The organism is Leptospira mayottensis 200901116 (genome assembly GCF_000306675.2).
Lineage (GTDB): Bacteria > Spirochaetota > Leptospiria > Leptospirales > Leptospiraceae > Leptospira > Leptospira mayottensis.
The window spans coordinates 920,372-946,868 of the sequence record NZ_CP024871.1 but is presented as its reverse complement, the minus strand read 5'-3'; the positions used below and the strand labels follow the sequence as shown (position 1 = coordinate 946,868).

At 41.1% G+C, this 26,497-nt stretch carries 20 protein-coding genes; 10 read left to right on the top strand and 10 right to left on the bottom strand.

The genetic code is table 11. The annotated features are described in order from the left end of the window. Positions 1–6 precede the first annotated feature (6 nt). Entirely contained in the window at positions 7–759 is a 753-nt protein-coding gene (locus tag LEP1GSC190_RS04290; protein WP_002745563.1) for an LIC_13076 family protein, read from the bottom strand. Between the two features lie 994 nt (positions 760–1,753). Next, the gene (locus LEP1GSC190_RS04285; RefSeq protein ID WP_086004796.1) at positions 1,754–2,146 is read right to left on the bottom strand and encodes a hypothetical protein; all 393 of its coding nucleotides are present in this window, start codon (positions 2,144–2,146) and stop codon (positions 1,754–1,756) included. A gap of 195 nt (positions 2,147–2,341) precedes the next feature. Between LEP1GSC190_RS04285 and aroE the strand changes: the two genes are divergently transcribed. Then, positions 2,342–3,214: a shikimate dehydrogenase gene (aroE, locus tag LEP1GSC190_RS04275; protein WP_002745466.1), complete on the top strand. Its 873-nt coding sequence runs from the start codon at positions 2,342–2,344 to the stop codon at positions 3,212–3,214. Beyond that, entirely contained in the window at positions 3,211–4,494 is a 1,284-nt protein-coding gene (locus tag LEP1GSC190_RS04270) for a folylpolyglutamate synthase/dihydrofolate synthase family protein (protein ID WP_002745638.1), read from the top strand. Before aroE ends, LEP1GSC190_RS04270 begins: the two co-directional genes overlap by 4 nt. A 412-nt stretch (positions 4,495–4,906) precedes the next feature. On the opposite strand, the gene LEP1GSC190_RS04265 is transcribed toward LEP1GSC190_RS04270, so the two are convergent. The 8 genes from LEP1GSC190_RS04265 to LEP1GSC190_RS04230 form a co-directional block, all read right to left on the bottom strand. Beyond that, positions 4,907–6,490 (bottom strand): PEGA domain-containing protein, encoded by a 1,584-nt coding sequence (locus LEP1GSC190_RS04265; protein WP_002745428.1) that lies wholly within the window; start codon positions 6,488–6,490, stop codon positions 4,907–4,909. Further along, positions 6,487–7,248, bottom strand: coding sequence for an ABC transporter permease subunit (locus LEP1GSC190_RS04260; RefSeq protein WP_002745583.1), 762 nt, complete (start codon positions 7,246–7,248; stop codon positions 6,487–6,489). Before LEP1GSC190_RS04260 ends, LEP1GSC190_RS04265 begins: the two co-directional genes overlap by 4 nt. Then, complete coding sequence (locus LEP1GSC190_RS04255) at positions 7,245–8,138, bottom strand: ABC transporter permease subunit (RefSeq protein ID WP_002745661.1); 894 nt, start codon at positions 8,136–8,138, stop codon at positions 7,245–7,247. The genes LEP1GSC190_RS04260 and LEP1GSC190_RS04255 overlap by 4 nt, the downstream gene beginning before the upstream one ends. Before the next feature lie 2 nt (positions 8,139–8,140). Next, positions 8,141–8,602: a PTS sugar transporter subunit IIA gene (locus tag LEP1GSC190_RS04250; RefSeq protein ID WP_002745400.1), complete on the bottom strand. Its 462-nt coding sequence runs from the start codon at positions 8,600–8,602 to the stop codon at positions 8,141–8,143. A 79-nt stretch (positions 8,603–8,681) separates the two neighbouring features. Next, on the bottom strand, positions 8,682–9,581 hold the full coding sequence (locus tag LEP1GSC190_RS04245) for a hypothetical protein (RefSeq protein WP_002745656.1): 900 nt from the start codon (positions 9,579–9,581) through the stop codon (positions 8,682–8,684). After that, complete coding sequence (locus tag LEP1GSC190_RS04240) at positions 9,574–10,725, bottom strand: hypothetical protein (RefSeq protein WP_002745508.1); 1,152 nt, start codon at positions 10,723–10,725, stop codon at positions 9,574–9,576. The genes LEP1GSC190_RS04245 and LEP1GSC190_RS04240 overlap by 8 nt, the downstream gene beginning before the upstream one ends. Positions 10,726–10,731: 6 nt before the next feature. Next, positions 10,732–11,013 carry a hypothetical protein gene (locus LEP1GSC190_RS04235; protein WP_004459036.1) on the bottom strand — a complete coding sequence of 94 codons (282 nt, stop codon included), beginning with the start codon at positions 11,011–11,013 and terminating at the stop codon, positions 10,732–10,734. 263 nt (positions 11,014–11,276) lie between these two features. Then, positions 11,277–12,830, bottom strand: a complete 1,554-nt coding sequence (locus LEP1GSC190_RS04230; protein ID WP_173380579.1) for a cellulose synthase family protein — start codon at positions 12,828–12,830, stop codon at positions 11,277–11,279. 794 nt (positions 12,831–13,624) lie between these two features. Between LEP1GSC190_RS04230 and ppk1 the strand changes: the two genes are divergently transcribed. The 8 genes from ppk1 to LEP1GSC190_RS04175 all read left to right on the top strand — a co-directional run bounded on the left by ppk1 (position 13,625) and on the right by LEP1GSC190_RS04175 (position 26,431). Further along, on the top strand, positions 13,625–15,763 hold the full coding sequence (gene ppk1, locus LEP1GSC190_RS04215; RefSeq protein ID WP_002745513.1) for a polyphosphate kinase 1: 2,139 nt from the start codon (positions 13,625–13,627) through the stop codon (positions 15,761–15,763). Between the two features lie 16 nt (positions 15,764–15,779). Further along, positions 15,780–17,201, top strand: coding sequence for an FAD-binding oxidoreductase (locus LEP1GSC190_RS04210; RefSeq protein WP_002745469.1), 1,422 nt, complete (start codon positions 15,780–15,782; stop codon positions 17,199–17,201). Then, complete coding sequence (locus LEP1GSC190_RS04205; protein WP_002745418.1) at positions 17,198–18,781, top strand: bifunctional GNAT family N-acetyltransferase/carbon-nitrogen hydrolase family protein; 1,584 nt, start codon at positions 17,198–17,200, stop codon at positions 18,779–18,781. Before LEP1GSC190_RS04210 ends, LEP1GSC190_RS04205 begins: the two co-directional genes overlap by 4 nt. Next, a complete protein-coding gene (locus tag LEP1GSC190_RS04200; protein WP_173380578.1) occupies positions 18,763–19,125 on the top strand; it encodes a transmembrane 220 family protein in 363 nt (120 codons plus the stop codon). The genes LEP1GSC190_RS04205 and LEP1GSC190_RS04200 overlap by 19 nt, the downstream gene beginning before the upstream one ends. 550 nt (positions 19,126–19,675) lie before the next feature. Further along, entirely contained in the window at positions 19,676–22,093 is a 2,418-nt protein-coding gene (locus LEP1GSC190_RS04195) for a TonB-dependent receptor family protein (RefSeq protein WP_002745557.1), read from the top strand. Between the two features lie 287 nt (positions 22,094–22,380). After that, positions 22,381–23,694 carry an imelysin LruB gene (lruB, locus tag LEP1GSC190_RS04185; RefSeq protein WP_002745646.1) on the top strand — a complete coding sequence of 438 codons (1,314 nt, stop codon included), beginning with the start codon at positions 22,381–22,383 and terminating at the stop codon, positions 23,692–23,694. 35 nt (positions 23,695–23,729) lie between these two features. Further along, the gene (locus LEP1GSC190_RS04180) at positions 23,730–25,220 is read left to right on the top strand and encodes a di-heme oxidoreductase family protein (protein ID WP_002745629.1); all 1,491 of its coding nucleotides are present in this window, start codon (positions 23,730–23,732) and stop codon (positions 25,218–25,220) included. Then, on the top strand, positions 25,217–26,431 hold the full coding sequence (locus tag LEP1GSC190_RS04175; RefSeq protein WP_002745465.1) for an imelysin family protein: 1,215 nt from the start codon (positions 25,217–25,219) through the stop codon (positions 26,429–26,431). The genes LEP1GSC190_RS04180 and LEP1GSC190_RS04175 overlap by 4 nt, the downstream gene beginning before the upstream one ends. The last annotated feature ends 66 nt before the right edge of the window (positions 26,432–26,497 follow it).

The following is a 26,497-nucleotide window of genomic DNA, read 5'->3' as shown; positions in this document are numbered from 1 at the left end:
ATCGCCTTAATCTTGAAATCGAACTCTTTGAATATCCGAACGTCGGAAACTTCTTTCTTTGCTCTTATAAAACAACTTAACTCCATTTTCATCGATTCGGGTCACAGTCCCTTTCACGATTTCACCCGACTTCAAAAACAGGACAGAAAGATTCTTAGAATATTTCACTTCTTTGTTCCAGGAACTTTCCAGTTCCTCTTTTAAAGAAGAATGAATCTTCTCTTGGAACTCCTCTTTCCATTGTTTTTCATTCCGTTTAATAAACTCTTCCTTGGTTCCTGTCATATCAACTTTGGGAACTTCTTTTTCGGATTTTTCCGAATCACTCATAACAGCAGATTTTGCAAAAGTAGTTTCTTTAGAACCACAACTTTCAACATCAATAGTTTTACGCGTAACAGAAGCGGCAATTCCCAAAAACGTGCTGAGTATTCCATCCAACCAAGTTGTTTTAAGAATCACTCGATAAGTACGATTTTGATCGGGTAGAATCTCCGAATAATTCACTTTATTGATCGGAACCGAACCAAAAAGAACATACCATTGATACCTTTTACCATTCGATTTACAATTCGAAGAAGAATGATCCGAAATGTCAGAATTCTTTTGGGATTTTAGGATCGGTTTCGACAAGTCCTCTCCTCTTACGGAATTCAATTCTAAACTTGTACAAGAATATAAAAAAAATAACATCGGGACAAAGAGTCCGAACCAAGAATGAACCAAAAAGGAATACAAAAGAACGTATAGATTCTTCACTTTAAGACGAACTCCTAGATTCATAAAATTACGCGCTGTTCGCATATTTTTAGAAACTATTTTAAAGACCAGTTTTTTTTCTATCGAGATTCCGAGATAATTTATCGAGTTATAGTTAAACTTCTCTGGAAGGAATTCCTATAAAATTAAAAAGAATGAATATTGCCCGGATATTTTCCAGGTTTAGACGTTATTTCTCAAAGTTCAAATTTCAAAATGTTCAAGGCACAATTCCGGAGGCACCAATTCAAAAGCCTTCAAAATACAAAGACCTGTCGTATAAATATTATAGGAACTTAAATTTCGCAAAGAACCATCGAAAGGCCCAGTCAAACAAATCATCAGTATATTAAAATACTGTGGGAACCCAGCAATAATATCTATTTGCATTCATAAAAACAATAGATAGCTTCGAAGTCATTGAATTTTTCTCCCTAAACAATTATAACATAATGAACTTTGTATCTCCTTAATACGCTCATATACTTTAAGCCATTAGGTCAACCAAATCTGCCTGTTTTCGAGGTTTTTAAATTTAAAGCGAAAAAGACGATATGATAACTTATAATTAGTGTGCTTTTTAGACGATGTTTATAAAGCACACTAATCCATACGACACTCACACAAAACAAACCGATCTTATAATTTCCTATAAAAATCATAATGCGACAAGATAATTATTATGAGAAAATTCCGGAATCATGAAAATCAAAACGAGATAATACAAGTAAGAAAAGTCATTTCTTTATATCATATATACGGGTCGGAATTAGGAAATTTCCATACAGGCCTGTAGTCAAAAAGAACTTGGAGAATCAATAAAATCCCCTATAAATTCACAAACAACTACAGTACATTTTGACAGATATAAACTTTGTAATACGGGAAACTCGAACGTTTAATTCGTTTTTTATAGATCATGCATACGTAGGTCTTTGATCAAAAACTATAATTTCGGACGATCGATATCGACACAATCAATCCAGTCTAAGGATTAATCTCTTCTTTCTTTATTGTGATTGATACGGTTCATGATGTAAAGAGCGAGAAGACCGCCTAACAAAACCGCGAGTAAATTTACATTCGAGATTTGGTAGATCCCAAACTTAGGCGAAACCAGCCAAAGAACCACCGAACGAATAAAATCCTGAAGTAAGGAAAGAATAATAAGAGACCCGAGAAGTGCAACGATAAGAGCCCCCCAAAATCCTCCGAGAAGATCCTTACGCTTGTAATAGTAATAATACCAGGAAAGTCCGCCGGAAATCCCGACTACAAATAAAACGTCAAGAATGGTAGTCCACCACGGCGAACCTGAAAAAGAAGCAAGCGGCATCAAAAAGAGTTGTCCGCCTTGTCCATGTAAAAAAGAATCAGGTAAATTCAGTAGGCTCATTCCAATACAGCATTCTAGGAAATTGTCTTTTTAGTCGACTCATTTTACTACCTGTTCTAAAACTTGCTTCTTTTAGAGCAAAAAAGTCAAAAGTCTTGAGTTCATTTCATTTATTTAACAAGAAACGAATCAAGAAAACGAAATCCAAAAATCTGTTTGTAATGCTAAACAACGAGAAAACTAAATTTGAACAACAAAACAAATCAAACCGCTAAAATTTTCGGCATAGTCGGTTTTCCACTCTCACATTCTCTTTCCCCTCTTATTCACAATTCAATTTATAAAGATAGAGGAATTGACGCCTCTTATCTCGTTTTTGAAACCCCTGAATTGAATTCGAAAACGATTCAGGAATTCCGAAAATCTGGAGTACTCGGTCTTTCAGTGACTATCCCTCACAAGGAAAAAGCCTTTGCTCTCGCCGATAAAGCAGACAGCACGTCCACGATCATGAAAGCATCCAATACTTTATTGATCGGTCCAAATTCGGTTCATGCATACAATACGGACGGAGAAGGAGCCTATCGTTCCATTTTAGAATTATCTCCGGAGTCCTTAAACGCCGGTAAAACGGTTATTCTTGGAAGTGGAGGAAGTGCGAGAGGAATCGCATACAATTTAGCCGTTTCAGGTAAAATTCAAAACTTACTCCTTTGTTCGAGAAATGAAATAACTGCAAAAGAAATCTGCTCTTTGATTTCCAAGAACTCGAACGTCAGAACAGAATATATCACTCAAGATTCCCTTTTTTCTCGGAAGGAAGAAATTTCCCTAGTGATCCACACGACTCCACTTGGAATGAAAGACCAGGCTCCAGGTCCGTTCCTTCCTGAAACTTTTTTTAATCCGAACATGACTCTTTTTGATATCGTTTATAATCCTTTGGAGACCCCTCTGGTTAAGGTCGCCAAAAAGGCCGGAACGAAAATTATTCCCGGATCGGAGATGCTCTTATATCAGGCGATGAAACAGTTCGAACTTTTTACTGATATTTCGCCTAACGCGTACGACATTCTTAAAACCAGAGAACGTTTGTCTCAAACATTAACAAATCAATGAATGCAGATTCCGACTTTTTCAAATTTATCAGCCAACTTTCCAACTTAGAGAAGACCAGAAACTTTAACGTTTTTACCGGATATTCTCTTGAACCATTCGCAAAGGTTTTGAATCAATTCGACTTGAATAAAAGAAATCAATCCACTCTCTGTAGAATTTCCGTGGTAGGAACAAATGCGAAGGGTTCTATTACACATTTTTTAGGAGAATATTTCAGGCTTTTTGGTTTCAAAACAGGACTTTATACCTCTCCGCATTTGATCTCTCCTTTGGAAAGAATTAAAATCGGCACAAATGCGCAAGCCTTTCGGGACATTCAAACGAAAGAATTGGATCAATTGTTAAGCGAATGGAAATCCCTTGGAGCGGAAGAAGCTTTGAAATCCTTTTCTTTTTTCGAACTCTTTACCTGCGCCGCCTTCTTTTTTTTTGAAAAAGAATCCGCGGAAATCCAAATTTACGAAGCGGGACTCGGAGGTAGATTGGATGCAACCAAACTCTGTGACCCGGACGTAGTCGTTTTGGGAGTCATAGGTCTAGACCATAGGGAAATATTAGGAAATACGAAAGAAAAAATCTTACACGAAAAACTAGAGATCTGCACTCACAACACCAAAGTTTTGTTCGCAATCAATCAGAAGGAACCGGAATTGAACGAAAAAATCGCTTCCTGGTGTTCTCAGAATAAGATTCCTTGCAAAATATTACCTCAAGTTCCTCCCGAAGGAACGTATCTCTCCAGAAACAAACACTTCTCTTATGGAGTATTTCAGAATATTCTAAATTTAGAATGGTTTCTAAATTTGAATAAAAAAGCTTCGAGTTTCTTAGATAAAGGTACAAACTCCGAAACGTTTAGTTTTGACTTTTTCGAAAAGTACATCTCCAATCCGTTTGGGCGATTGACCGTTCTCCGAAATTCTCCCCTACTTGTTTTCGATCCAGCACACAATCCGGATGCTTTTAACGAAACTCTGCAAAGTTTATCCATTCTGTATCCTGCGCGAAAGTTTCGGGTTTATGCCGGTTTACTAAAGGATAAGGATGGAGACGGAATTTTGAAAATTCTGCGAAATGCTCTTAACAAATCAGATATTCTCGACTTTCGGTTTTTAAAGGAGAGCGGGTTCGCTTTTCCCGAAAGTTGTCGTTCCGAAGAGACGATTGACGACATCGAGTTCAAGTCCATGCTACGGAATTTAGACGATACACAAAAGTCGACCTTGATTCTCGGAAGCTTTCGTTTGTTTCCAATTGTTTCCGATTCGATTTGTCATTGAACCTATCTCAAAAATGTCTGAAACGCAAGATAACGCGCATCCAAACGCAATAATAAAAATCATAATCGGTATTGAATTTAAAGTCTTTATGATTGATTACTCTTTTTAAATCAAAATCATTTAGATAATATTTTTTTAATAAAATGGGGCTATTTAGAATTGCTTTAGTATTTGAATAAACTTCGATTAAGAACCTGTTCCAAAACTTCGGAATATAGGAACCTCGACGAAAACTTATCAGTTATAAAATACGCTCGCAAACTATCAAAGGAATGTAATTTGTGAAAACTTCTATATTTTATTACGAACTTACTGAATCATTGTAGGTGATTTCTTTAAGGTTTTTAAAACAGGCTCTTAGCTTTCGCAGAGAATGCGCATTGAAAAGTTTTGGAGGTAGATAACGAAGAATTTAAAATTTAAAGTTAAACTTCGCATAGGAATCGACCTCAACAAGTTGACCCGAAATCGCATAAGGGTTATGAATTCGTTTCGGTGCAACCCCTACGTCTAAAGTTTCTTCGTCCAAACCGAGCCAATAAAAAGTTACGGCTAAGATCAACATCGCAGCCATACCGTAAACCATCACACCTCCGGTGACACCTTCATGTCGTCCGAAGTTCCCGGAAAGCTTTTGATATTTGCCCGCGTCCGCGTTCGTTTCACGAATGATTCGTTCCTCATAGAAGTACAATCCGATAAACTGATCTTGCGGAGCAACGCTGGCCGCCAAAAGAAGATTGGTAAAACTGACCCGACTGCGAGCACGATCGTATAAGTCATTTGCTTTTAAATTGAAGTAATAATAACCAGCATAAAACAAAAGGATTCCGTACAAGGAATAGATCGAAAAATCATTATAAGAATGATCTAAAAAAACATTTTGTTTATTTTTATAATAACTAAGAGTATCTCCCGGTCTTAAAATAAGATCCAACTTTGTTTCCTCGTCCTTCTTAATCTCCACACCCTTTAAGAGGTCCACATGACCTTCCATAGAAAGTCGAAGACGGTTGTATCCGGTTTTAACACGAACGCTACTCAAGGGAGTTTTACCTAAAAATTCGGAACCTAGATAAACATTTGCACCCTCCGGATTCGAAGTGACGGAGATCGATCCTTCTTTTGGAATTTTGGAAAGAACGATTTCAAAACTTCCTCCGTCTCGAATTGAAACTTTTTTTTCTTCGCTTTGAAAACCGTCCTTATAGTATTTGATCCTATGACTTCCGGGAAGAATGTCCGATCTCTGCAAAGGGGTTTTACCGAGGAACTGCCCGTCCAAAAATACGAGAACACCATCCATGTTTCCTGATTTAAAGGAAAATGAAACCGTGTTATTCCCGATCAATTCCTTTTTGATCTCTCCGATCAAACCGTCTAATTCTTGATAAGAACGTCTAACGCTGGTCACAGCTCTGAATTCCTTTCGAGACCCATCTTTGGATGATCTCAAAACGAGTTTTAATTCCATTTGAGATTCGCTTTTTTTTTCGAATGTTCCCGCAAGATGATAAAAACATCCCGACTTATTTCCGGATAAAAACAGAGTGTTATTTTCGGGCGGAGTTTCCTCCGAGAGGAATTCCGTTTTTAAAAACAGAAAACGCGGATCTTTTCCGGGAGAAGTTTCCTTCGCTTTCCTCACTTGTTCCAAAATGTCTCCGTTCCATTCTCCCTTTTTAAAAATTACTTTTTCCGTAGGTTTTCCGAAAGCGTGTTGGATACTTTTCGGAATCACTTCCGGATCAAAAATTTGAAAAAGCCCTTTTAAACCGGAATATAAAACTCCACCGTAGCCCTTGCTTAGATAGTCCAGGTTCGGATCCGCGTTTTGATTTTTGAGGGAGAATACACATAGTTTTCTTTCCGTTTCAAAGGTGATTTTTCCGGGCATTCCACCTTCCGGAAAACGATAATAATCGTCAATTCCCTCCGCAGAAATCTCTATACTCAAAATCGCTAATATTAAAATAAATGCGGATATTCTAATCATCTTTTTCCCACGTTCAAAACGGCAACCAAACCTACGATCCCGAAAATAGGCATCGCCAAAGCCAAAGGAGCAGAATAAGCGTAATCCCTGGCAAAGGAGATTTGTTCTCCAAGACCGGGACCAAACCAATCGGAACCTGCACTTACACCGAGGTAACTAAAAAGCGCCAACGTCATCACAACTCCGGGTAATCCAGTAGTAAATAGAACTTTTAAGACCGGAAGAGCAGCAGGAAATATATGAGATCGAAATACATTCGACCTCGATGCTCCAAAGAAAACCGACGCAAGTACAAATCCGCTTCCATCCGTTTCCCTGATCTTACTCTGAAGAGTTTCGTAGGAGAAAGCCCAATCTCCTAACAAAACCGCGACGACCAAAACAAAAGGACTCTGCCCCAAAGCGTGAACCGTAAGAAGTGCGATAAGCAAGGAAGGAACGGAAACGAACACGGACGAGATCGGAGTAAAAAACCACCTTCCCGTAAACGGGACTGAATATTGAAACAGACAGATCAAAGAACTAAACGCCAAAGTAAGAAGTCGAGCAGGAAGCGAAAAAAGAAAAGTCGAAATGGTTCCGTATGAAAAAAGACCATAAACGTCCCTTCCCAAACGATCACAGCCGAAAGGGTGATCCCAAGTCACGGAACAAAAGCTGTCTTCCAAAAAAACGTCCGTAGGTGGACTTTTCCAAAAAACTCCGACCAAAACCAAAAACACAAAAAGAATTCTCAGAAAATTGCCGAACGAAATCAAGAAAGACTCTCCTTACCGGTAAGATTTTCCTGAAAACGAATAGAGATCCTACTGAAGATATAAAATGTAAGACCGCTGTAAAAGAGAAGCGCGCTAAGTAACTCCGAATCCATCGTCTGAATCGCGTAATACATGGATTTACCGATTCCGGGAAAGAAAAATATCTCCTCTACGATCATCGCACCGGAAAGCAGGGAACTAAAATCGAGAAGGATCAAAACAACGAGCAAAGGGAAGATTTTTAATAAAATATGATTCCATAATATTCTGCTTTTAGAATATCCTCTTGCTCTTAAAACTTTCGCATAAGGGGAATCCAATTCGATTTCTGTAAAACTCAAAGCGAATTGGTAAATTCTCGCCCAGACCCTAGAACCCAAAGCAACTCCAGGGAGGATCACATACGTGGTATTCCAAGGTTCGTATCCCCCCGGAGGAAGCCATTCCAATTGTACGAAAAAAATCAGAAGCAGAACGATAGCTACAACGAAAATCGGCGTCGAAAGAATCCAATTGCTCAAAAAGAGAAACCCTTTTTTAAAAGTATTTTTCTCATTTTTGGAAACGAGAAGTGCGAGAGAAATCGCAAAAAAACTTCCCCAGCCCACAGAAAAAATCGCGAGGTGTAAGGTCGGAAAAACTCTCGAAGAGATATGTTTCCAAACCGACTCTCCCGAAATGGTCTTACCGGATCGAAACGTTACGATTCCTTTTACAAAAGAGAGCATTTGAGACGAAAAGGTTTTTCGCTTCAGAAAAGATTCTTCCTTTGAAAAAGAGGAATCCGCATAAAGATACTCTTGGTTCAACGAACGAAGATGACCGAATAGAACGGAGAAAAAAATCAATGCAGTAAAAAATAAAGAGAACCTGGAGATTTCCCCCCTCACAGTTATACGTTCCGAGAAAAAGCTTTTTGGATTTCCTCGAAGGATCCGGAACGAATGAGTTTTTCCCTATCTTCTTTTACGTTTAATGCTTTTGCGATCTGTGCAAGAGTTTTGATGTGTTCTTGAAATTTGGTTTTCGGGACGATGAGAAGGATAAAGATATGAACCAGTTGATGATCAATCGAATCGAAATCGATTCCACTTGGATTGAGTCCCATTACACATTTGAGTTCGTCCACAAGATTGACCGAGCAGTGAGGAATCGCCACCCCGCTTCCGATCCCTGTGGACATTGACTTTTCGCGGGCAAGAAGAGACTCCAAAATTTCTCCTTTATTTTCGGCGTCGATCTGACGCGTATCGACCGCTTTCTGCAAAAGCCTGGAAATAACTTCTTCTTTGGTTCCGGATTCCAAATTAAAAATAACTGTCTCGGGACGAAGAAGAGTTAATAGTTGATTCATACTCCCAATTCTCCGTGAATTTGGTATTTCCGTCTACATTTGTTACGATACGCAATCATCATTCTAATTACAATTCGAGTTATTTCAATTGCCCGAAATTATCGACTCTGCTTCCCAGAAATATACGGATCAAACTGGCTTCAATGAAAAAATAGAAAACGGAAAAGGTGAAAAGTGGTAAAGAGATACCGACTAAAACTTGAATGACATAAAAAAGGACCACAGTCACAAAAATTCCGATCAGGGAATAAGTCCAAGCAGTATATAGATTTCTTCCCGGCGCGGCAAAAAGAATTGCAAACGAAACCCAAGCGGACAAAAGAACGGGAGCATATTCCAAAGAGAGATTTCCGATTCCTAAAACCAAACCGACTCCGAAGATTAAGGGAATCGTAAAAGAATTCGGCCTTTTTAAAAATACCGGAATCAGGAAAAGAATTGAATACGCCCCCATCGTTTCCAAAGAAGAAAATCTCCAAGGAGAATAACCATCCTGCGAAAAAGAAAGAACGCTGAAAAGATCCGAGATAAATTCGTTCCTAAAAGACAAACTCGGCTTATCCGCAATTCCGGAAAAGACATCTACCGCCGGAAATAAAAGATAAAATAACAAAAAAATCAGAAGCTGAATCAAAGAAAGAGGCGCTTGAATCCTCAAGAAGTTTTCCAAGGGAGAATATAAAAAAACACCGGCAATTCCCGCAAGAACGGCCCAAACGACCGTTCCGGGATGAATCGGCAAAAGAAGAACGAAGATCCCCGTATGAACGATCCACTTCAGAGAATACACCGAACGTTTTACGATCGCAAATTGATAAACGAAACAAGTAGCAAGAACTATTACATAACAAATCCATAATGGAGCGGTTCCGAACAAAACGATTCCAACGATTGAAAAAAATCCGATCAAAATATCCGGAAAAAATGGATCCGATTTACGAAAAAAACCAGTCTTCGTGACAAGTAGAGAATCAGACATTCCGATTCTCCGTTTTTGCGTTTCGAATCCGATCTCTGAGTGAAATTCGGGAAGGACATAGAAACGTACAAATCCCGCATTCGATACAAGCGTTTGCAAAAAATCGTCCCTGACCGGTAACAAGGGAAACCGGATTGCACTCCAGAGGACAGTTGTAAGTACATTCTCCGCATTCGATACAAGGAAATTCTTTCTGCTCCCTGATCTTATCCGAAACGAATATGATGGAATGATGTTTGTAAATATCTAAAAAATATTCCTCGGAAGAAGAATGAAATTCCCCTCCGTCAAAAAAGGAATTGAAAGTAAAACTTGGATATTCCTTCCTTTTTTCGAGAAGAAGAAAGCTAAGGCTCTGTCCATCTCTAAACTTAATCGGAGATTCTTCTTTTCTGAGATCGCCGTTTTTCCCGACGTAATATATACTGATATGCCTTTCAATGTAAGGGATTTTTCTGAACAAAGCTCTGTAAAGATGATAGAGGGTTTCCGGTCCGAAATAAAGAATCCTCTCTTTTTGGAATACCTTTTCGGAAAGCGCCTTTTTTACGAAATATTGGGGGAAACCAGCCGGGTATTCGTATTTTCGAAAAGGAACGGGAGACAAGATATGATCCTTGATTACGGCTCCCGGGAACCAAGCAGCAATATATTCCAAAAACTGAATATGCAACTCCCTACATTCTTCCAAAAGAATTTTTCGGAAGTCGACAGATTGGGTTTTTGTATATGGAGAAAGAACGATTAAAGACGACTGAAACGATTTTAAAAGAGAGGATAACGTAGTGTCCGGGAAGTCGAGAGAAATAAGTCCAAGCTCATCCATCCTTTCCAAAGCTTCTTCTAATTTCAAAGAAGGATCAATTTGAATCTCACCCGACAATTGAAAACTCCCATCTTGAACGATTCGAATCTTTGTGGAATGTTCCCCTTGGATGAGACTTGCGATTCCGTCTACCGGAGATAAAAGTGTTCCGACAGATTGCCTGACGAGAGCTTCTCCCGCACGCACACGAGTAGGGAATTCTTTTAGATAGAAGGCCCCCGGTTCGGGAAACAATGTAAAGGGTTCTTCCAGGACGGTTTTACGGGAAAATTTTCCGTGGACCAATCCTGGTTTGAGAGTAAAAGCGGAAGGCTTCAAAACTCTTTAGGTGAGAGTTTTCACCATGTAGATTTCGTCTTTGATCGGGAGTTCTTTCTTAAGATTCTTGATATAAGGAAGAATTTCACCCATTGGCTCATAAAATTCACAGTTCACTTGCATACGGCGAGCAACGGTAAAATATTTATAGAGCTTTTCTTCTCCGGATCTTTTAGACCATTTTTTCTTGGTGCATTTTACGCGGAGAATATATTTGTCCGCCTCGGATTCATACTGCCTTACGGTCACGCAGTGTAGGCAATTAGCGCAGTAAACTTTCTCACTCATCGGGATTCCTATAAAAGTAACGATTTTTTGTCAATTTTTCAGAAAAAAGCGCGAAGTCAAGCATAAGCGCTTGAACTTCCAAACAAAGCTTGAGGATCCTCACCTTCTAGTTAGACAGGTCCAGCCATAGCTTCCCCATAAACGTGCTAAAGCATATCCTTCAATTAGGGATCAGATGTTAGCTTGTTATTGGTTAGAGGACGTTCCTATATAACCAATACAACGACTCCTAATACTTTCCGGTCCGTTTTCGCGGCCCGGTTTTAGGCCTGCGCGGGAAGTTCTTCCGTCGACCCTTGCTGTTTAGAAGCTCCGAGTTTCCAAGCAGCTTCCTTCAAAGATAAATATCCTACGTAAAAGAATCCGAGTGCATAAATTGCCAAAAATCCTACGATCTGCGGCTTTCCGAGAACAAAGGAAAGAAACACGGTTCCCAAACAATAGAATCCCATTAGAAATTCAAGCACCACGTGAAAATCCAACGGAACCGTATATTTTAGTCTTTCTTTCAAAACATCTGTACTTTTCTCGATTTTGAGCTTCGGCGTACGTTTGAAAGAAGATTGAATTCCAAGAATGGCCTCAAGCCAAGCTCTTGTGTTTACAATCGCAATTCCGGTCCCAATCATGATAAGAACAGGAAGATAAACCATTCTTTTCTTCCAATCTTTGTGGAGAATTTTCTGTGAATACGCATAGAAAATCATCGGCCCCACGGATCCAACGGAAAGAATCGCAGCGGTTCCCATCAAAATTTCGATTGGAAGATCATAAAAATCGAATCCGGACCAGTAGTTCATTAAAAGTAAAGGAGCGCTAAATAGAATATTGATTACCATCAACGGATGAACGGAATAATTGATTAAATGAACGATGGCTTCGGACTTGATCCTCCAGGGAAGGTCCGCACGAAAAATTCTCGGAAGCAATTTAACCGCAGTTTGGATCGATCCCTTACACCAACGGAATTGTTGGGATTTATAAGCGGATATCATCGCCGGAATCTCTGCCTTACATTCAATATCTTTAAAATACCGGAATTTCCAGCCTCTCATTTCCGCGCGGTAAGAAAGATCAAAGTCTTCCGTGAGAGTGTCGTGTTCCCATCCTCCCGAATCAATGATACATTCCTTTTTCCAGATTCCGGCGGTTCCATTAAAATTCATCCAAAGATGAGAACCGTTTCTTGCAACTTGCTCAATCATAAAGTGCCCGTCGATACCGAACGATTGAGCTTTGGTAAGAACGTTGTAATCCGCGTTGATATGTCCCCAACGAACCTGAACCATTCCAATTTGAGGATCCTCAAAGTAGGGTACGGTTTTAATCAAGAAATCAGGGTCCGGCATAAAATCCGCGTCGAAGATTGCAATATACTCTCCCCGAGCCACTTTCATTCCGGCTTCTAAAGCTCCGGCCTTATGTCCGGTGCGCTCCGCTCCGGCTCTGTGAAGGTGATGAATATCAAATCCGAGCGCTTTGTAATGATTGATAAGATTTCTGGACTTTTCGACCGTCTCGTCCGTGGAATCATCTAAAAGCTGAATTTCAAGTTTGTCTTTCGGATATTTGAGAGCTACCGTAGTTTCAATCAAACGATCCACAACATAGAATTCGTTAAAAATTGGAAGTTGTACGGTTACTACCGGCAAATTCGGATCATTGACGTCTAGGACTTTATCTGGCTCGGATTCGCAATATGCATGGTTCTTTTTATAAAGATATACCATAATATAAGTATGAATCCCGAAAAAAAAGAGAGCAACAATGTCGATCCCATAAATGGCCAGAAACAGTACAGTTACGACGGTCAGCATAATGATAGCCAGAAAAAACTCTACCCCTTAAAAGTCAAAGATTTTGCACCGCATAAAGTCTTTAGTTTTTTTAATTCACATCCATATTTTTTAACCCGAAGCCTAATGTGGGAATTCCTACAACCGATACTTTTCAATGGATGGACAACAACCTCCCTGGTTGTGTTCCTCCACTGCGAATTTTCATTTTGAAATGGACGGGGGGACGAAAGTTACACCGTCCCCTTTTTTTGTAGCCTACTCTTAAAACTTTCCGAGAATCAGATCTAATCTTTAGCAAATATTTTTTGTATCATCTTTTTCCAATGAGGATTTCCCACCGACTTTCGTAATCGTGTCTCCACCCCCATTTCTCATTTCTATCTTCCAGAAAAGTTCAAATACGGCGTAGCGACTCAGAATTGCCGAAACATTTTGTTCCTTACCACACGAAGCATTCAATGATTTAAACAATTCCTTGCCAAGTGAACTCGAAAGACTCTTCCGAATAATGATCGAGTTTTCCGATAGAAATCTTAATCCTTCTTCAAATCCAGAAATAAAAGAATACCCAAGTGGATCAAAGCGATACAGGGAAAAATTCCACCGATCAGACAAAAATGCGGGAACTCCTAAATCAAAGAAAAATCAACGATTCTATGCCTCACTCCGTCCAAAATTTAAAGGGATCTAAAAAATCAACTCATCAAAATCTTCTTAGAATCATTGACTTCCGGTTAAGCAGGTTTAAACAGGAATAGAACCCTGCTAGCCTAATTAGACTGAGGGATTTTTGAAAATTTTCAGGATATCTAATGTCAAAATCAAAAGTACAGGGCCAAACTCCTATGACTGCAATCCAAAGCGATTCTTCCGACAAAAACGAACCTGAAATTCATTTGAATAACCCGAATATATTTTTCGATCGGGAACTTTCCTGGATCGATTTCAACCGACGCGTATTGGAAGAAGCAAACGATCCCGAAAACCCGCTTTTGGAAAGACTGAAATTCCTAAGTATCACCGAAACAAACCTAGATGAGTTTTATATGGTCCGGGTCGCCGGACTTCGTAACCTCGTAAAGGAAGGAAACGATGAAAGAAGTTTAAACGGAGATAGTGCATCCGAAATTCTTTCCGACTTATCAGATAAAGTCCGCACATTCGTCCGAGAAGAATATGAGACCTTTTCCAAAACATTAGAAGAATTGAAAATGGCCGGAATCCATCTCATTCTCAATCCGGAAGAATTGACAATCAACGAGATCAAACAGATTCAGAATTATTACAAGGAAGACGTATCTCCAATTCTCACCCCTCTTGCAATCGACACGGCACATCCCTTCCCTCATATTCTCAACAAGTCCTTGAACCTCGCCATGGTCTTAAGCACCGAAGACGAAAAGACCGGAGGAAAAAAAGATTTGTTCGCAGTTGTACAAGTACCGTCTGTGCTTCCCCGATTCCTACAATTGAAAGGGAAAGGAGAGGAACGAAGATTTTTTCCTTTGGAAGAAATAATCAAACTACACGTAGACGACCTTTTTTACGGAATGACCGTTAAGGAAATCTATCCGTTCCGAATCATAAGAGACGCCGACATCTCCATCGACGAAGAGAAGTCTGTCAAAGACTTACTCATCACGATGAAGGACGAACTTCGAAACCGAATCTGGGGAGACGCGGTTCGGATGGACATACATCAGGGGACTTCTCCCTTTATTAAAAACACATTGAGGGAACTTTTGGAACTTCAAGATCATGAGGTATTCGATGTTGCCTCCATCTTGAACATAAACGACGCGATGTTCTTTTACGGATTAGATCATACGTCCAAACTCAAGTATCCTTTTTTTCAACAGAAGATTACCCTTAAGTTCGATACTCCCGAAAAGATTTTCGAAGCGATTAAAAAGAAAGATAGACTTCTTCATCATCCATACCAATCCTTCTCGGCCATTGAGGACCTGCTCAGAATCTCTTCCGAAGATCCCAAAGTTCTCGGAATCAAAATGACCCTATATCGTACAAGCGGAGATTCTCCCATCATCCAGTATTTGGGAGAAGCGGCGGAAAACGGAAAACAAGTGACCGTTCTTGTGGAACTTAAGGCACGTTTCGACGAGGAAAGAAACATCAAATGGGCTCAAAAACTCGAAGCCCGCGGAGTTCACGTAGTTTACGGCTTAGTCGGATTAAAAATTCACTGTAAAATGCTTCTGATCGTTCGAAAGGAAGACGATCATATGGTGCGTTATGTGCACCTTGGAACTGGAAATTACAATTCCACCACTTCCAAATATTATACGGATCTCAGCTTTTTTACGGTCAATAAACAGATTACGGAAGACGTCGCTACGATTTTTAATACAATCACGAGTTATGCGAAGATGCCAACTCTAAATTTCTTATCTGCGTCTCCCCATAATCTGAAATCGACTTTCATCACGATGATCGATCAGGAAAGAGAAAATGCGCTTGCGGGGAAACCGGCAAGAATTATATTCAAAATGAATTCACTAGTGGATCCTCATATTATTCTTTCCTTATATAAAGCCAGTCAGGCCGGAGTAAAAATCGATCTAATTATCCGAGGCATTTGTTGTCTCAAACCGGGACTAAAAGGAATTTCAGAAAACATAACTGTTCTTTCCATCGTCGGAAGATTTTTAGAACATACGAGAATCTATTACTTTCATTCAAACGGTTCCGAGTCCATTTTTCTCGCGTCCGCCGATTGTATGCCAAGAAATTTCGAGAGAAGAATCGAAGTCCTTTTTCCAATCGTGGAAAGCAAGAACAAGGATCGAATCAAAAAAATCTTAGACGTTCAACTGCAGGATAACGTAAAAGCAAGATTTTTACGTCCAGACGGACATTACATAAAAAGAATATTAGGAAAGGATGAAAAACCGGTAGATTCCCAAATCGAAAGAATGATCTTCGCGGAATAAAATTTCAAAAACAAGCATGACCACGATCTCCACAATCAACAAATCGGAACTCAAATCCCTGATCGGCGCCGGAAAGATATTCTTTAGAAACGATCCGGACTTTGACGAAACGACCTTTCTTTCTTTCGGAACGGATAGAACCAAGGTTTATAAACCCGATTTCGATATTCTCGCTTTTCCGACTACGACGGAAGAAGTTGCAAAAATCGTAAAGTATGCCTACGAAAACGAGATTTCGATCGTTCCTTCCGGAGGAAGAACCGGATACGCAGGCGGAGCGATCGCAAAAAATAAGGAACTTGTTCTTTCTCTTTCTAAAATGGACAAGGTCTTGGACTTCGATCCTTTTTTCGGAAGTATCAAAGTTCAAGCGGGAATGATCACTAAAAATCTTCACAAAGAAGTTGAAGAAAGAAATTTTTATTTTCCGGTGGACTTTGCTTCCACCGGTTCTTCTCATATCGGAGGAAACATCGCCACAAACGCAGGCGGAGTTAGAGTCGTCCACTACGGCCTGATTCGTCAATGGGTGTTAGGACTCACCGTTGTTACAGGGACCGGAGAAATTTTAGAATTCAACGGAGAATTACTCAAAAACAATACGGGATACGATCTTAAACAATTATTCATCGGTTCGGAAGGAACGTTAGGCGTTATTACCGAAGCAACCTTAAAGCTGACAACAAAACCTCTAGACAACCGAGTTTTACTCGTAGCAGTTCCTGACTTTTCCTCCATTCTTTCCTTATTCAAAGAAACGCACCAGGTTAAGGTTGCTTTGCTTGCATTCGAATTCTTTACCGAATACTGTCTCGGAAAAGTAAAAGCCCATCTCGGAATTCCGGATCCGTTTCAATCTCCAAGCCCATATTACGTTTTGATGGAATTTGAGATTGCGGACGAATCCGACGACGAAAAACTGTTCGGTTTTTTAGAAACAATCACACAAAAAGGCCTAATCGCCGACGGAAGTCTAGCGCAAAACTCCAGACAATCGGAAACGTTTTGGAAATACAGAGAAGGAATCAGCGAAAGTATCTCCATAGAATACACAGTTCATAAAAACGACGTTTCTCTTCCTTTGAGAAACATGGAACCATTCCTCGCTGATATGGAAGCTTTGTTAAAAGAAAAATATCCCGGTTTTGAAATCGCCCTTTTCGGTCACGTGGGAGACGGAAATCTTCACTTGAACATTGTAAAGCCTAAAGATCTTTCCAACGAGGATTTTTTCAAAAAATGCAAGAATGTGGATCCGGATATGTTTCGTTTATTACAAAAATATCATGGATCGATCAGCGCGGAACACGGAATCGGTCTTTTAAAAAAAGACTTTCTCCATTTTTCCAGAACCCGGGCGGAAATTCTCTTGATGAAAGAAATCAAAAAATCCATGGACCCTAAAAATATTATGAACCCGGGCAAAGTGTTCCAATGATTTCCACAAACGGTTCCGGCGGCAAAAAACCGAGTAAGAAAAAAAGAAAAATCCAATCCGAGCACAGGATTGTTATGCGAAGCCTTACTCTGGAAGATTACCCAGACGTAAAGGAGATTATGGATATTGTTTTTTCGGAATTCGACGGAGCCTGGAAAAAAAATCAATTCGAAGCTCAGATCTCTAAATTCCCTGAAGGACAAATTTGTATCGAAGACAACGGAAAAGTCGTCGGGGCGGCCATCGGCCAAATCGTCAAGTGGTCCGATTACGGAGATAATCACACTTACGAGGAAATCGTAGGAAAGGGTGACCTCAAAAATCACAACGAAAACGGAGATTCTCTCTACGGCGTGGATATTTTCGTTCATCCGGAGTATAGGGGTCTGCGTCTTGGCCGAAGACTTTACGACGCGAGAAAGGAACTCTGCGAAAAACTGAATCTCAAGAGAATCGTGGTCGGAGCCTGGATGCCTGGTTATGAAAACTACGAAGATTCCATGACTCCGGCTCAATACATCGAAAAAGTAAGAGACAAAGAAATCTACGATCCTGTGCTTTCTTTTCAGCTCGCGAACGGGTTCCACGTTCGAAAACTCAAACGGGGATATTTTGGGCATACCAAAGGTTTCAGCTCTTACGCCGTTTTATTAGAATGGTTGAATATATATTACGAGAAGGAAGAAACCGCCTTGATCGGAGGACAAAAAACCGTCGTCCGTGTGGGAGTCGTTCAGATGCAGATGCGTCCCGTGGCGGGAATCGAGGAATTGATGCATCAGGTGGAATTTTTCGTCGACACCGTGGCGGGATACAACGTTGACTTCGTATTATTTCCGGAATTTTTTAATGCGTCTTTGCTTGCAAGATACAACGACAGAAGCCCTTCGGACGCGATGCGCGCGCTTTCGAGCCATACCGAAAGCATCATCGAAAAGATGGTGGAATTTGCAGTTTCATACAACGTAAATATTATTTCTGGTAGTATGCCGGAATACAGGGACAATACTCTCCATAATGTCTCTTACCTCTGTAGAAGAGACGGGACTTACGAAGAACAATATAAACTTCATGTAACTCCGGACGAAGATTTTTACTGGGGAGTTAAGGGTGGTTATAACCTTTCGGTATTTAATACGGACGCGTGTAAGATCGGAATTCTAATCTGTTTTGACGTGGAGTTTCCGGAACTTCCTAGGTTCTTAGCAGAACAAGGAATGGACATTCTATTTGTTCCATTCTATACAGATACAAAAAACGGTTACAATCGAGTCAGGCACTGTGCAATGGCAAGAGCGATCGAAAACGAATGTTACGTCGTGATTTCCGGTTCCGTCGGCGCGCTTCCTCATGTGGAGAATATGGACATTCAGTACGCACAGTCCGCCGTCTTTACTCCTTCCGACTTTGCATTTCCTCACGACTGTGTGGCTGCGGAATCCGTTCCGAATACGGAAATGACTTTGATTGCCGACTTGGACTTGGATCTTTTAAAGGAACTTCGCAAAAAAGGTTCCGTTCGAAATCTATCCAACCGAAGAAGAGATCTTTACGAACTCAAATGGATTTACGAATCATGAAAATTTTTTCAATCGTTACGATTTTGATCTGGCTCGTTTTTGCAGGACTTCAGTGGAACGACCCCGATCCTTGGCTTTGGATTCCCCTTTATATGAGCGTCGTCGCATTATATGCAGGATTTTTAATATATCCCGAAAAAACGGAACTTTGGCTTGGAGCGTCTCTATTTCTTTTGGTATTTTTTTCAGCGGGAACCGTACTTGCTGCGATGCAGATCCAAAACTTATCCTTTGACGACGAGGTCACGAGGGAAATGGGCGGTTTGATTTTATCGGCGGTTTGGTCCGGAATCTTAGTGTATTGGATTCGTAAGAGAAAGACGAGTGCAATTTCAAAAAGATGAAATCTTTCAATACCACTTTTTATTCCGACTTGATCTTTCTAGGTTCAGTTTTACTCACAGTGATCTTTTAATACCAACCGCTTCCGGGATCCTTAAGAGCTTATCCTAAAACCTTAGTTGCAATCATTCGTAATCAAGCGTAGGAATTCCTCCAGATTACATCCCTTTTAGTAGTTTATAAACTTTCTAACGAACTTTATCGTTGGAACGTTTCCGTAGGAATAACATCCCTTTTACAAAGAAACACTTTGAAAATGATGGAGATCCCACATTACAACCCACAAGGGACATGCAGGGCTTGGTCCGAGAGACTCAAAGGCACCTCGTTCTTTAAGAGTTGTCTCAAAGGACCGAGCGGGACTTTGCGAGCCGGGTCTGCAAAACGGATGTAGCCGAAAAAGTTTTACGGGAATTTCCCATAAATTCTGTTATTTTTTTTGGGTCCTATTCCTAAATTTTTCCTTCGAACTCGAATCTTTTCTCTTCATTCTCCCTTGACTCTGAAAGCCATCGACAAATATTGAGAATCATTTTCAAAATTTAAAGCCCAATGGAACAAAAATCAATTCCGTCTTTTTGTATTTTTCTCCTTTTCCTACTTTCTGAGGGAGTTCTCGCACAATCAGAAGAAACACAACGTCCTTCTTTGAATGGAGAAGAATCTGAACGCGCAGCCATTTCGGTGATAGGCAAACGAAAGGTAGACCTCAAAAGAATTCCCGGTTCAGCGATCGTCATTGAGAAGGAATTTTTGGAACAGACGAAACCGGTTGATTCGATGGAAGTTCTGAGAAGAGTTCCCGGAGCTTCAATCCGTTACCAAGATACTGGTTTGATTTTAAACCTGGGTTTTCGAGGCGTAAACAACGATCTCGGAAGAAAAGTTCTTATTTTAGAAGACGGAATTTTTACATCTCTCAATCCTTACTCCGCGCCAGAACAATATTATACTCCAAATATCGATCGTATGGAAAGAATCGAAGTCATCAAAGGTTCAGGGGCGATTCTTTTTGGGCCTTCTACAATCGGAGGAGTGGTTAACTTTATCACAAAACGTCCTTCGAAAGAACCGATTCTTTCCGTGTCCGCACAAGGTGGCTCCTACGGATTCTTTTCCTCTCAAGTTTCTTACGGAGGAACTTTCGGAAATACCGGTATCGATATTTCGCTTCTCAGAAAACAAGGAAACGGATTTCGAGATCACCAAGACTTTCGGCTGCATGAATTTTCCTTTAAGTCCATAACCGATCTGAATGAAAAACATATTCTCACTTCTAAATTTTTAGCAACCGCCCAAGATGCAAACATGACTTATCTCGGTTTGACGACCGCCCAGTTTTGGAATCATTCTTCCTCCAACTTCGCAGAACAGGATAACCGAAAACTTCAGAGATATTCCGGCGATATCGGCCACGAATGGAAGTTCACCGATCATTCCAAACTCGTGACAAAAGTTTATGCCGCGTATACTGAAAGGAACTGGGCAAGACAGAATTACCTTAGAAATACGGGTTCCAACTTCGGCGCTATTCCGGGCAACGTAATCAAAACCTATGATACAGAACCATTTGTGAATCGCCCTGGCGATACGGTTTATATGTTGGACAGCGTAGGTCACAGAAACCGTTCTTATCGTTTTGTAGGAGCAGAATCCCGCTATCAACAAGACTATCAGTTTTTTGGAATTAAGAATCAACTCGACGCGGGTCTGCGTTACCACTATGAGACGGCGGATATCAAATACTTAGACGGGCCGCCTACTCCCGATTATGCGATCTTCGGCAACGGCTTTGACAAGCCCGCGACCGGAGCCGCTTCTTCGGAATATTCCCTCTCCAAATCGGGAAACATAAGAGACCATGAAGTCAATCAGACAAAATCCATCGCGGGTTTTGTTCAAAACAGCTTCAAGTTCTACGATCAGTTTTCGGTGATTCCCGGAATTCGCTACGAATCGTTTGCACAAAACAGAACGATTCTTCGTCAACAGTCCCTGGATCCGGTTACCAACCAACCTCTTCCGAATTCCCCCTCCCAAGAAGTGGATAAAGGAAGCAAACATACGTATCATGTTGTAATTCCCGGTCTCGGACTTACTTACGACCTCAATAAAGATGTGACTTGGTTCGCAGGTGCACACAAAGGCTTTTCACCTCCGAGATATCAGGACGCATTGAACAATTCCGGCGTCGTCAATCGGATCGATCCAGAATATTCCTATAACTACGAAACCGGCTTTCGAGGAGATATTACAAATTACTTAAATGCCCAGGTAAGCTACTTCGATCTGAACTACATCAACCAGATCATAATCACTTCTTCCACTTCCGGAAACGACTCCGCCTCCTCTGCAAAAAACGGAGGAAGAACCTACAGTCGAGGCCTGGAAACCAACGTCACGTTCGATCCGGCCAAATTGTTCGAAGCCTCCTTTAAACTTCCGATCGACTTGATTTACACAAGAGCAGATGCAAGAATGAATCAGTATTCCATCGACGTCGCAAAAATCACACCAAATCAATCTCTTCTCGATTTTACCGTCACGCAGAAAGATAAAAACGGTAACTATGTCCCTTACGTTTCCAGAGACACCGTGACCCTCGCTCTTGGTTTTATCCACCAAAAGGGTTTTTATTCAAGAGTAGAATATCAATATTTCTCCGCCCAATATCACGACGACTCAAACACTCGAACCGTATACTGGGCCGACCTGATCACAGATCCTCTCGGCAAAAAAATATTACAATATCTTAATATTACTTCGAATAGTTCCGGTGAAACCGGTGTGATTCCCGCATATGGGCTCATTAACTTTTCCCTGGGTTATAAAGACCCGATTAAACGTTGGAGTCTTTTTGTCACCGGAAAAAATTTAGCCGATGTTCGCTACATTTCCGGGCGCCTTCCCGAAGGAATTCAAGTCGGTCCGTTTCGCCAGATCAACGTAGGTGTCACTTTTGAACTCTGATCTATGTTTTAGTAATTTCCCTCAAGAATCGGAAAATCGTATGAGTTCCCACATTTTAGAAAAAATTTCTCTCTTCAAGACTCTACGCAAAAAATGCATAAACTTTCCCCTCAAACTAGAAATTTTTTGTGGGAATTCCCACAAATTCACCCTAAAACAAATTTTTCGTTTGACTATAATTTTGATATTGAGAATTGGTATCAATATCATAACAACCAGTTCATCGAAAATTCCCCGGTTGCGGATAACGCTGCCGGGATCTTTTTAAAAACTTTCAGGAAACTTTAATGAATCTCAAAAAATTTACTTTCCCCTTTTTTCTTTCAATCGCGGTACAGGCCTTACTTTTAAATTGTAAGCCGGGAGAAAAACCAAACGATTCCTTACTCTCTCTACTTGCAGTAGGATTCCAACCGACCGCGACTAAAGCTCAAGTAGTCGATCGTTATCTACAACTCGGTTACGAATCGTACGACCAAAGCTACAAAGACGCTATCAATCTTCAAACCGCAGTAACGGCATTCGCTGCAAATGCAAATCCGAGCGCAGCGGATCATGCAAATCTTAAAAATCTATACATCATCGCAAGAGCTTCTTATCTAGTAACCGAAGCGTTCCGTTTTTCTTCCGGACCGATCGATAACGTAGACGTCTTAGGTTGCGGAAGTAATCCGGATGGATCCGGAGAAGAAGAATGCGAAGGTTTGATCAACTCATGGCCGTTAGACGAAAGTGCGATAGATAATTATATTGGTGACAATAATGCGCAAACAAACTACGCCGCTATCCTAACCGCAAACGGAGATGCAGGAGTACATAATGCTGTCGATGGTGACGACGAAACCGCAATCACGGTAGGATGGCACGCAATCGAATATATTCTCTGGGGACAAGATTTGTCTAACGGAGGAGTCAACGAAATCGCAGGACAACGTACCGCAAATGAACTTGCAAACGCAAATGCAAACGGAGCCAGAAGAAGAGCTTATATGAAAGCCGTTACGGACGGACTTGTTCTTCAACTAGGACTGATCCGAGATCAATTTGCGGACGGTTCCAGATATTCGGACGCACTGAAATCCAATCCTAACGCCGCAATCACTACTATCTTTCAGGGTCTTGGAAAATTCATCGCAGGAGAATGGGGTGGAGAAAGACTCACCGGAACCTTTGACGGACAACAAGAAGAAGAACATTCCTGTTTCAGCGATACTACCAAAGCCGACTTTTACTACAATGCTCAAAGTGTATTGAACATTTGGTCAGGATCTTACGAACTGAAAAAAGGAACTGTAACTTCCACAGGGCCGGGACTAAGAAGTCTTTTCGGGACTCTCAGCGCTCCACCAATCAGCGCCCAGGCAACCGCATCCAGAGACGTATTTTGTATCAATCTTCCGGAACAAACAGCCGATCCGAACTACACGACTACTTGCCCAGCCAAATCTTTGACGGGAAGATACGACCAAATTATCAGAAATACAGACTCCGAATATAAAATTCTTTTTGATACCCAGAAGCTGATCGGAGATACCATGAAAAAGACGATCACCGATGCCGCAAAAGGAGTTGGCGTTTCGATTACCGATTTTTCTATTTAAGTTCGATAGGAAAGATGAATGAAAATCAAAATACCATGACGAAAAAAGAGTTTCCCTTTATGATTTCAATCAATTCAAAAATTCGAATAGGATTCCTTAGCGGAATCCTATTCTGTTTGCTCACTCAGTGTAACCTTAAAATTTTTGACCATAAAAAAAACAACGATCAAGAATTGGCGGTAATCCTGCTTATCCTTGCAAATATGGATCCCGGTGAGCAGTATTCCGGCGGCTTAACGACAGTTTTTGATACCACCGTAAACGCCTTCGATCTGGCCGCTGCAAATCTCCGAGAAGGTGGAAATATAGACTTTCAAGGTGGGAACTCATTCTTCAATCGAGTTTGGGTTCAAGGCGGAAATTCCGCTTCCGACGGATTGGGACCGGTTTTTAACAGCACCTCCTGCAATGGTTGTCACGTAAAAGACGGAAGAGGAACTCCTCCTCCCAGTGGGAGTAACGTTTTTTCCACTATGTTGATTCGAGTCAGCCAAAACGGAAAAGATTCGACCACAGGTGGACCGGTAGGACTCGACAACTACGGACTTCAGATTAATAATCGTGGAATTGGGGCAGTCCCACCGGAAGCAACTACAACCGTAAACTTTGCGGAAGAACCAGGAAATTTTCCCGATGGAGAAGCGTATTCCCTGAGGAGACCTACGTTCACCATCACGAACTGGGGTTTTGGTCAACCTCCAGTCGTAAACCAATCTCCTCGAACCTCTCCTATGATCCCAGGACTCGGACTTTTAGAAGCGATTCCAGAATCGACCATTCTTTCCTTTGCAGATGAAAACGATTCAAATGGCGACGGAATCTCTGGAAAACCGAATTTCGTTTGGGACGCAAAACTCCAAAAGAAAGTATTGGGAAGATTCGGATGGAAAGCCAACGAACCGAGTTTATCACAACAAAATCAGGGAGCATTTTTAGGAGATATAGGAATCACGAGCCCTCTTTTTCCAAATCAAAATTGTGTAGGCGCACAGGCGGCCTGTTTTGCTTCCCCTCCTGGCGTAAACGGAACTCCCGAAGGAACCGAAATTTCGACCAAAACTGCGGAGTTAATAACTTTTTACACCAAACTTGTAGGTGTTCCCGGAAGAAGAAACTGGACCCGTCCCGATGTGATTCGAGGAAAAGAAATCTTTTCGGAAATCGGATGTAACGCTTGTCATAAGCCTTACATTTTCACGGGCCACTCGGAGGGTTTTCCGGAAATTTCTTTTCAACACATAAAACCGTATACCGATCTTCTTCTTCACGACATGGGACCCGATCTCGCAGACAACCGGGAAGACTTCGAAGCCTCCGGAACGGAATGGAGAACCCCTCCTCTTTGGGGAACGGGACTCATCCAAAAAGTCAACGGCCATAACCATCTCCTTCATGACGGACGTGCAAGAGGCCATAAAGAAGCGATTCTATGGCACGGGGGAGAAGCTTTGACATCCAGAAATAAATTTGTCAATCTTGCAAAAGAAGATCGGGATAAGTTGATTCTATTCCTGGAATCTCTATGAGAATTTTAGAATCTATTAATATTCCTTTGGCGAGAACATATCTCGCCAAAGGAATCGAAATTCTCACTCTGAGCGCGGCGATCCTATTATCTGGAATTCGCTGCAAAGACTTCGGAAAAATTACAGGAACAGAAACTTTGTTAGTCGCGTTATTCGCGAACGCAAGTACAGGGGAATTTCTGAATTATACGGCCAACCGAGTCGCCGTTCCTCAACTCGCCCATCTTCTAACAGCAACCGACGAGTTAAAAACGAGCGCCGCCTCGTACCAAGCGAATCAGAACGCGGCCACTCTTGCGGATCTTCAAACGAAATGGTTGGCTGCGAGAAGAATTTTCAAACAATCCGAAACCTTTTATATCAACCGATCCTATCTTCCTTCGAACTTCTTTCACAAATTAGATGGTTATATTTTAGGAGAAAACAACCGTCCGACGGCAAACGATTTGAATCTAGCCGCCGCAACCAATCCCAATACGAGTACGGTCGATTCGTATCCTCTTACTCGAAAGGGATTTGCCGCATTGGAATATTTCATTTTCGATGACGGTAACGGGGCGCATACGATTGCCGCAATCAATGCGGCAAATGCAAATGCGGGAAGAAGAGCCTATATCGTTTCTCTCGCAAATGTGATTCAATTGGACGCACAACGACTTCTTGGTTCCTGGAATTCTTCTTCCGGGAATTTTGCGGAAGAATTAGCTTCAGGAAAAGGTTCCTTCGGCGGGATCAAGGATGCGACTGACTCGTTCATCAACGGATTAGTTCAGTTGGAATATACGAATCAAGATATTCGAGTCGGAGTTCCGGCGGGCCTCACGGTTGCAGGAACGACTCAATATCCCACAAAGCTGGAATCAATTTATAGCGATACCGCCTATCAAGATCTATTGTCATCTCTAGAAGGATTAGAACTCGTTTATTACGGTAATGCAGGAGATAACGAAGCGAGATCCCTAAGTTATCTCGTTCAGTTTCAAAACAGCGCGTTAGATGCTCGCGTTAAAACAAAAATTACCACATTAAAATCTCTCATTCAAGAAAGAATTAACGCATCCGCGACACTTAAGGCCGACCTCGTCGGAAATCTCAACTTCGTAAATACGGAAATTTATTTAAGATTCAGAGAACTTCGCATAATCTTTGCGACGGAAATCATAGGAATTTTAGGAGCAAACGCCCTACCTTCCAATTCGGATGGAGACTAAAAAAACAAAACGAATCTAAACTTATCATATCCTTGATATAGTTATGCGGTCAAAAAGAATGATTCG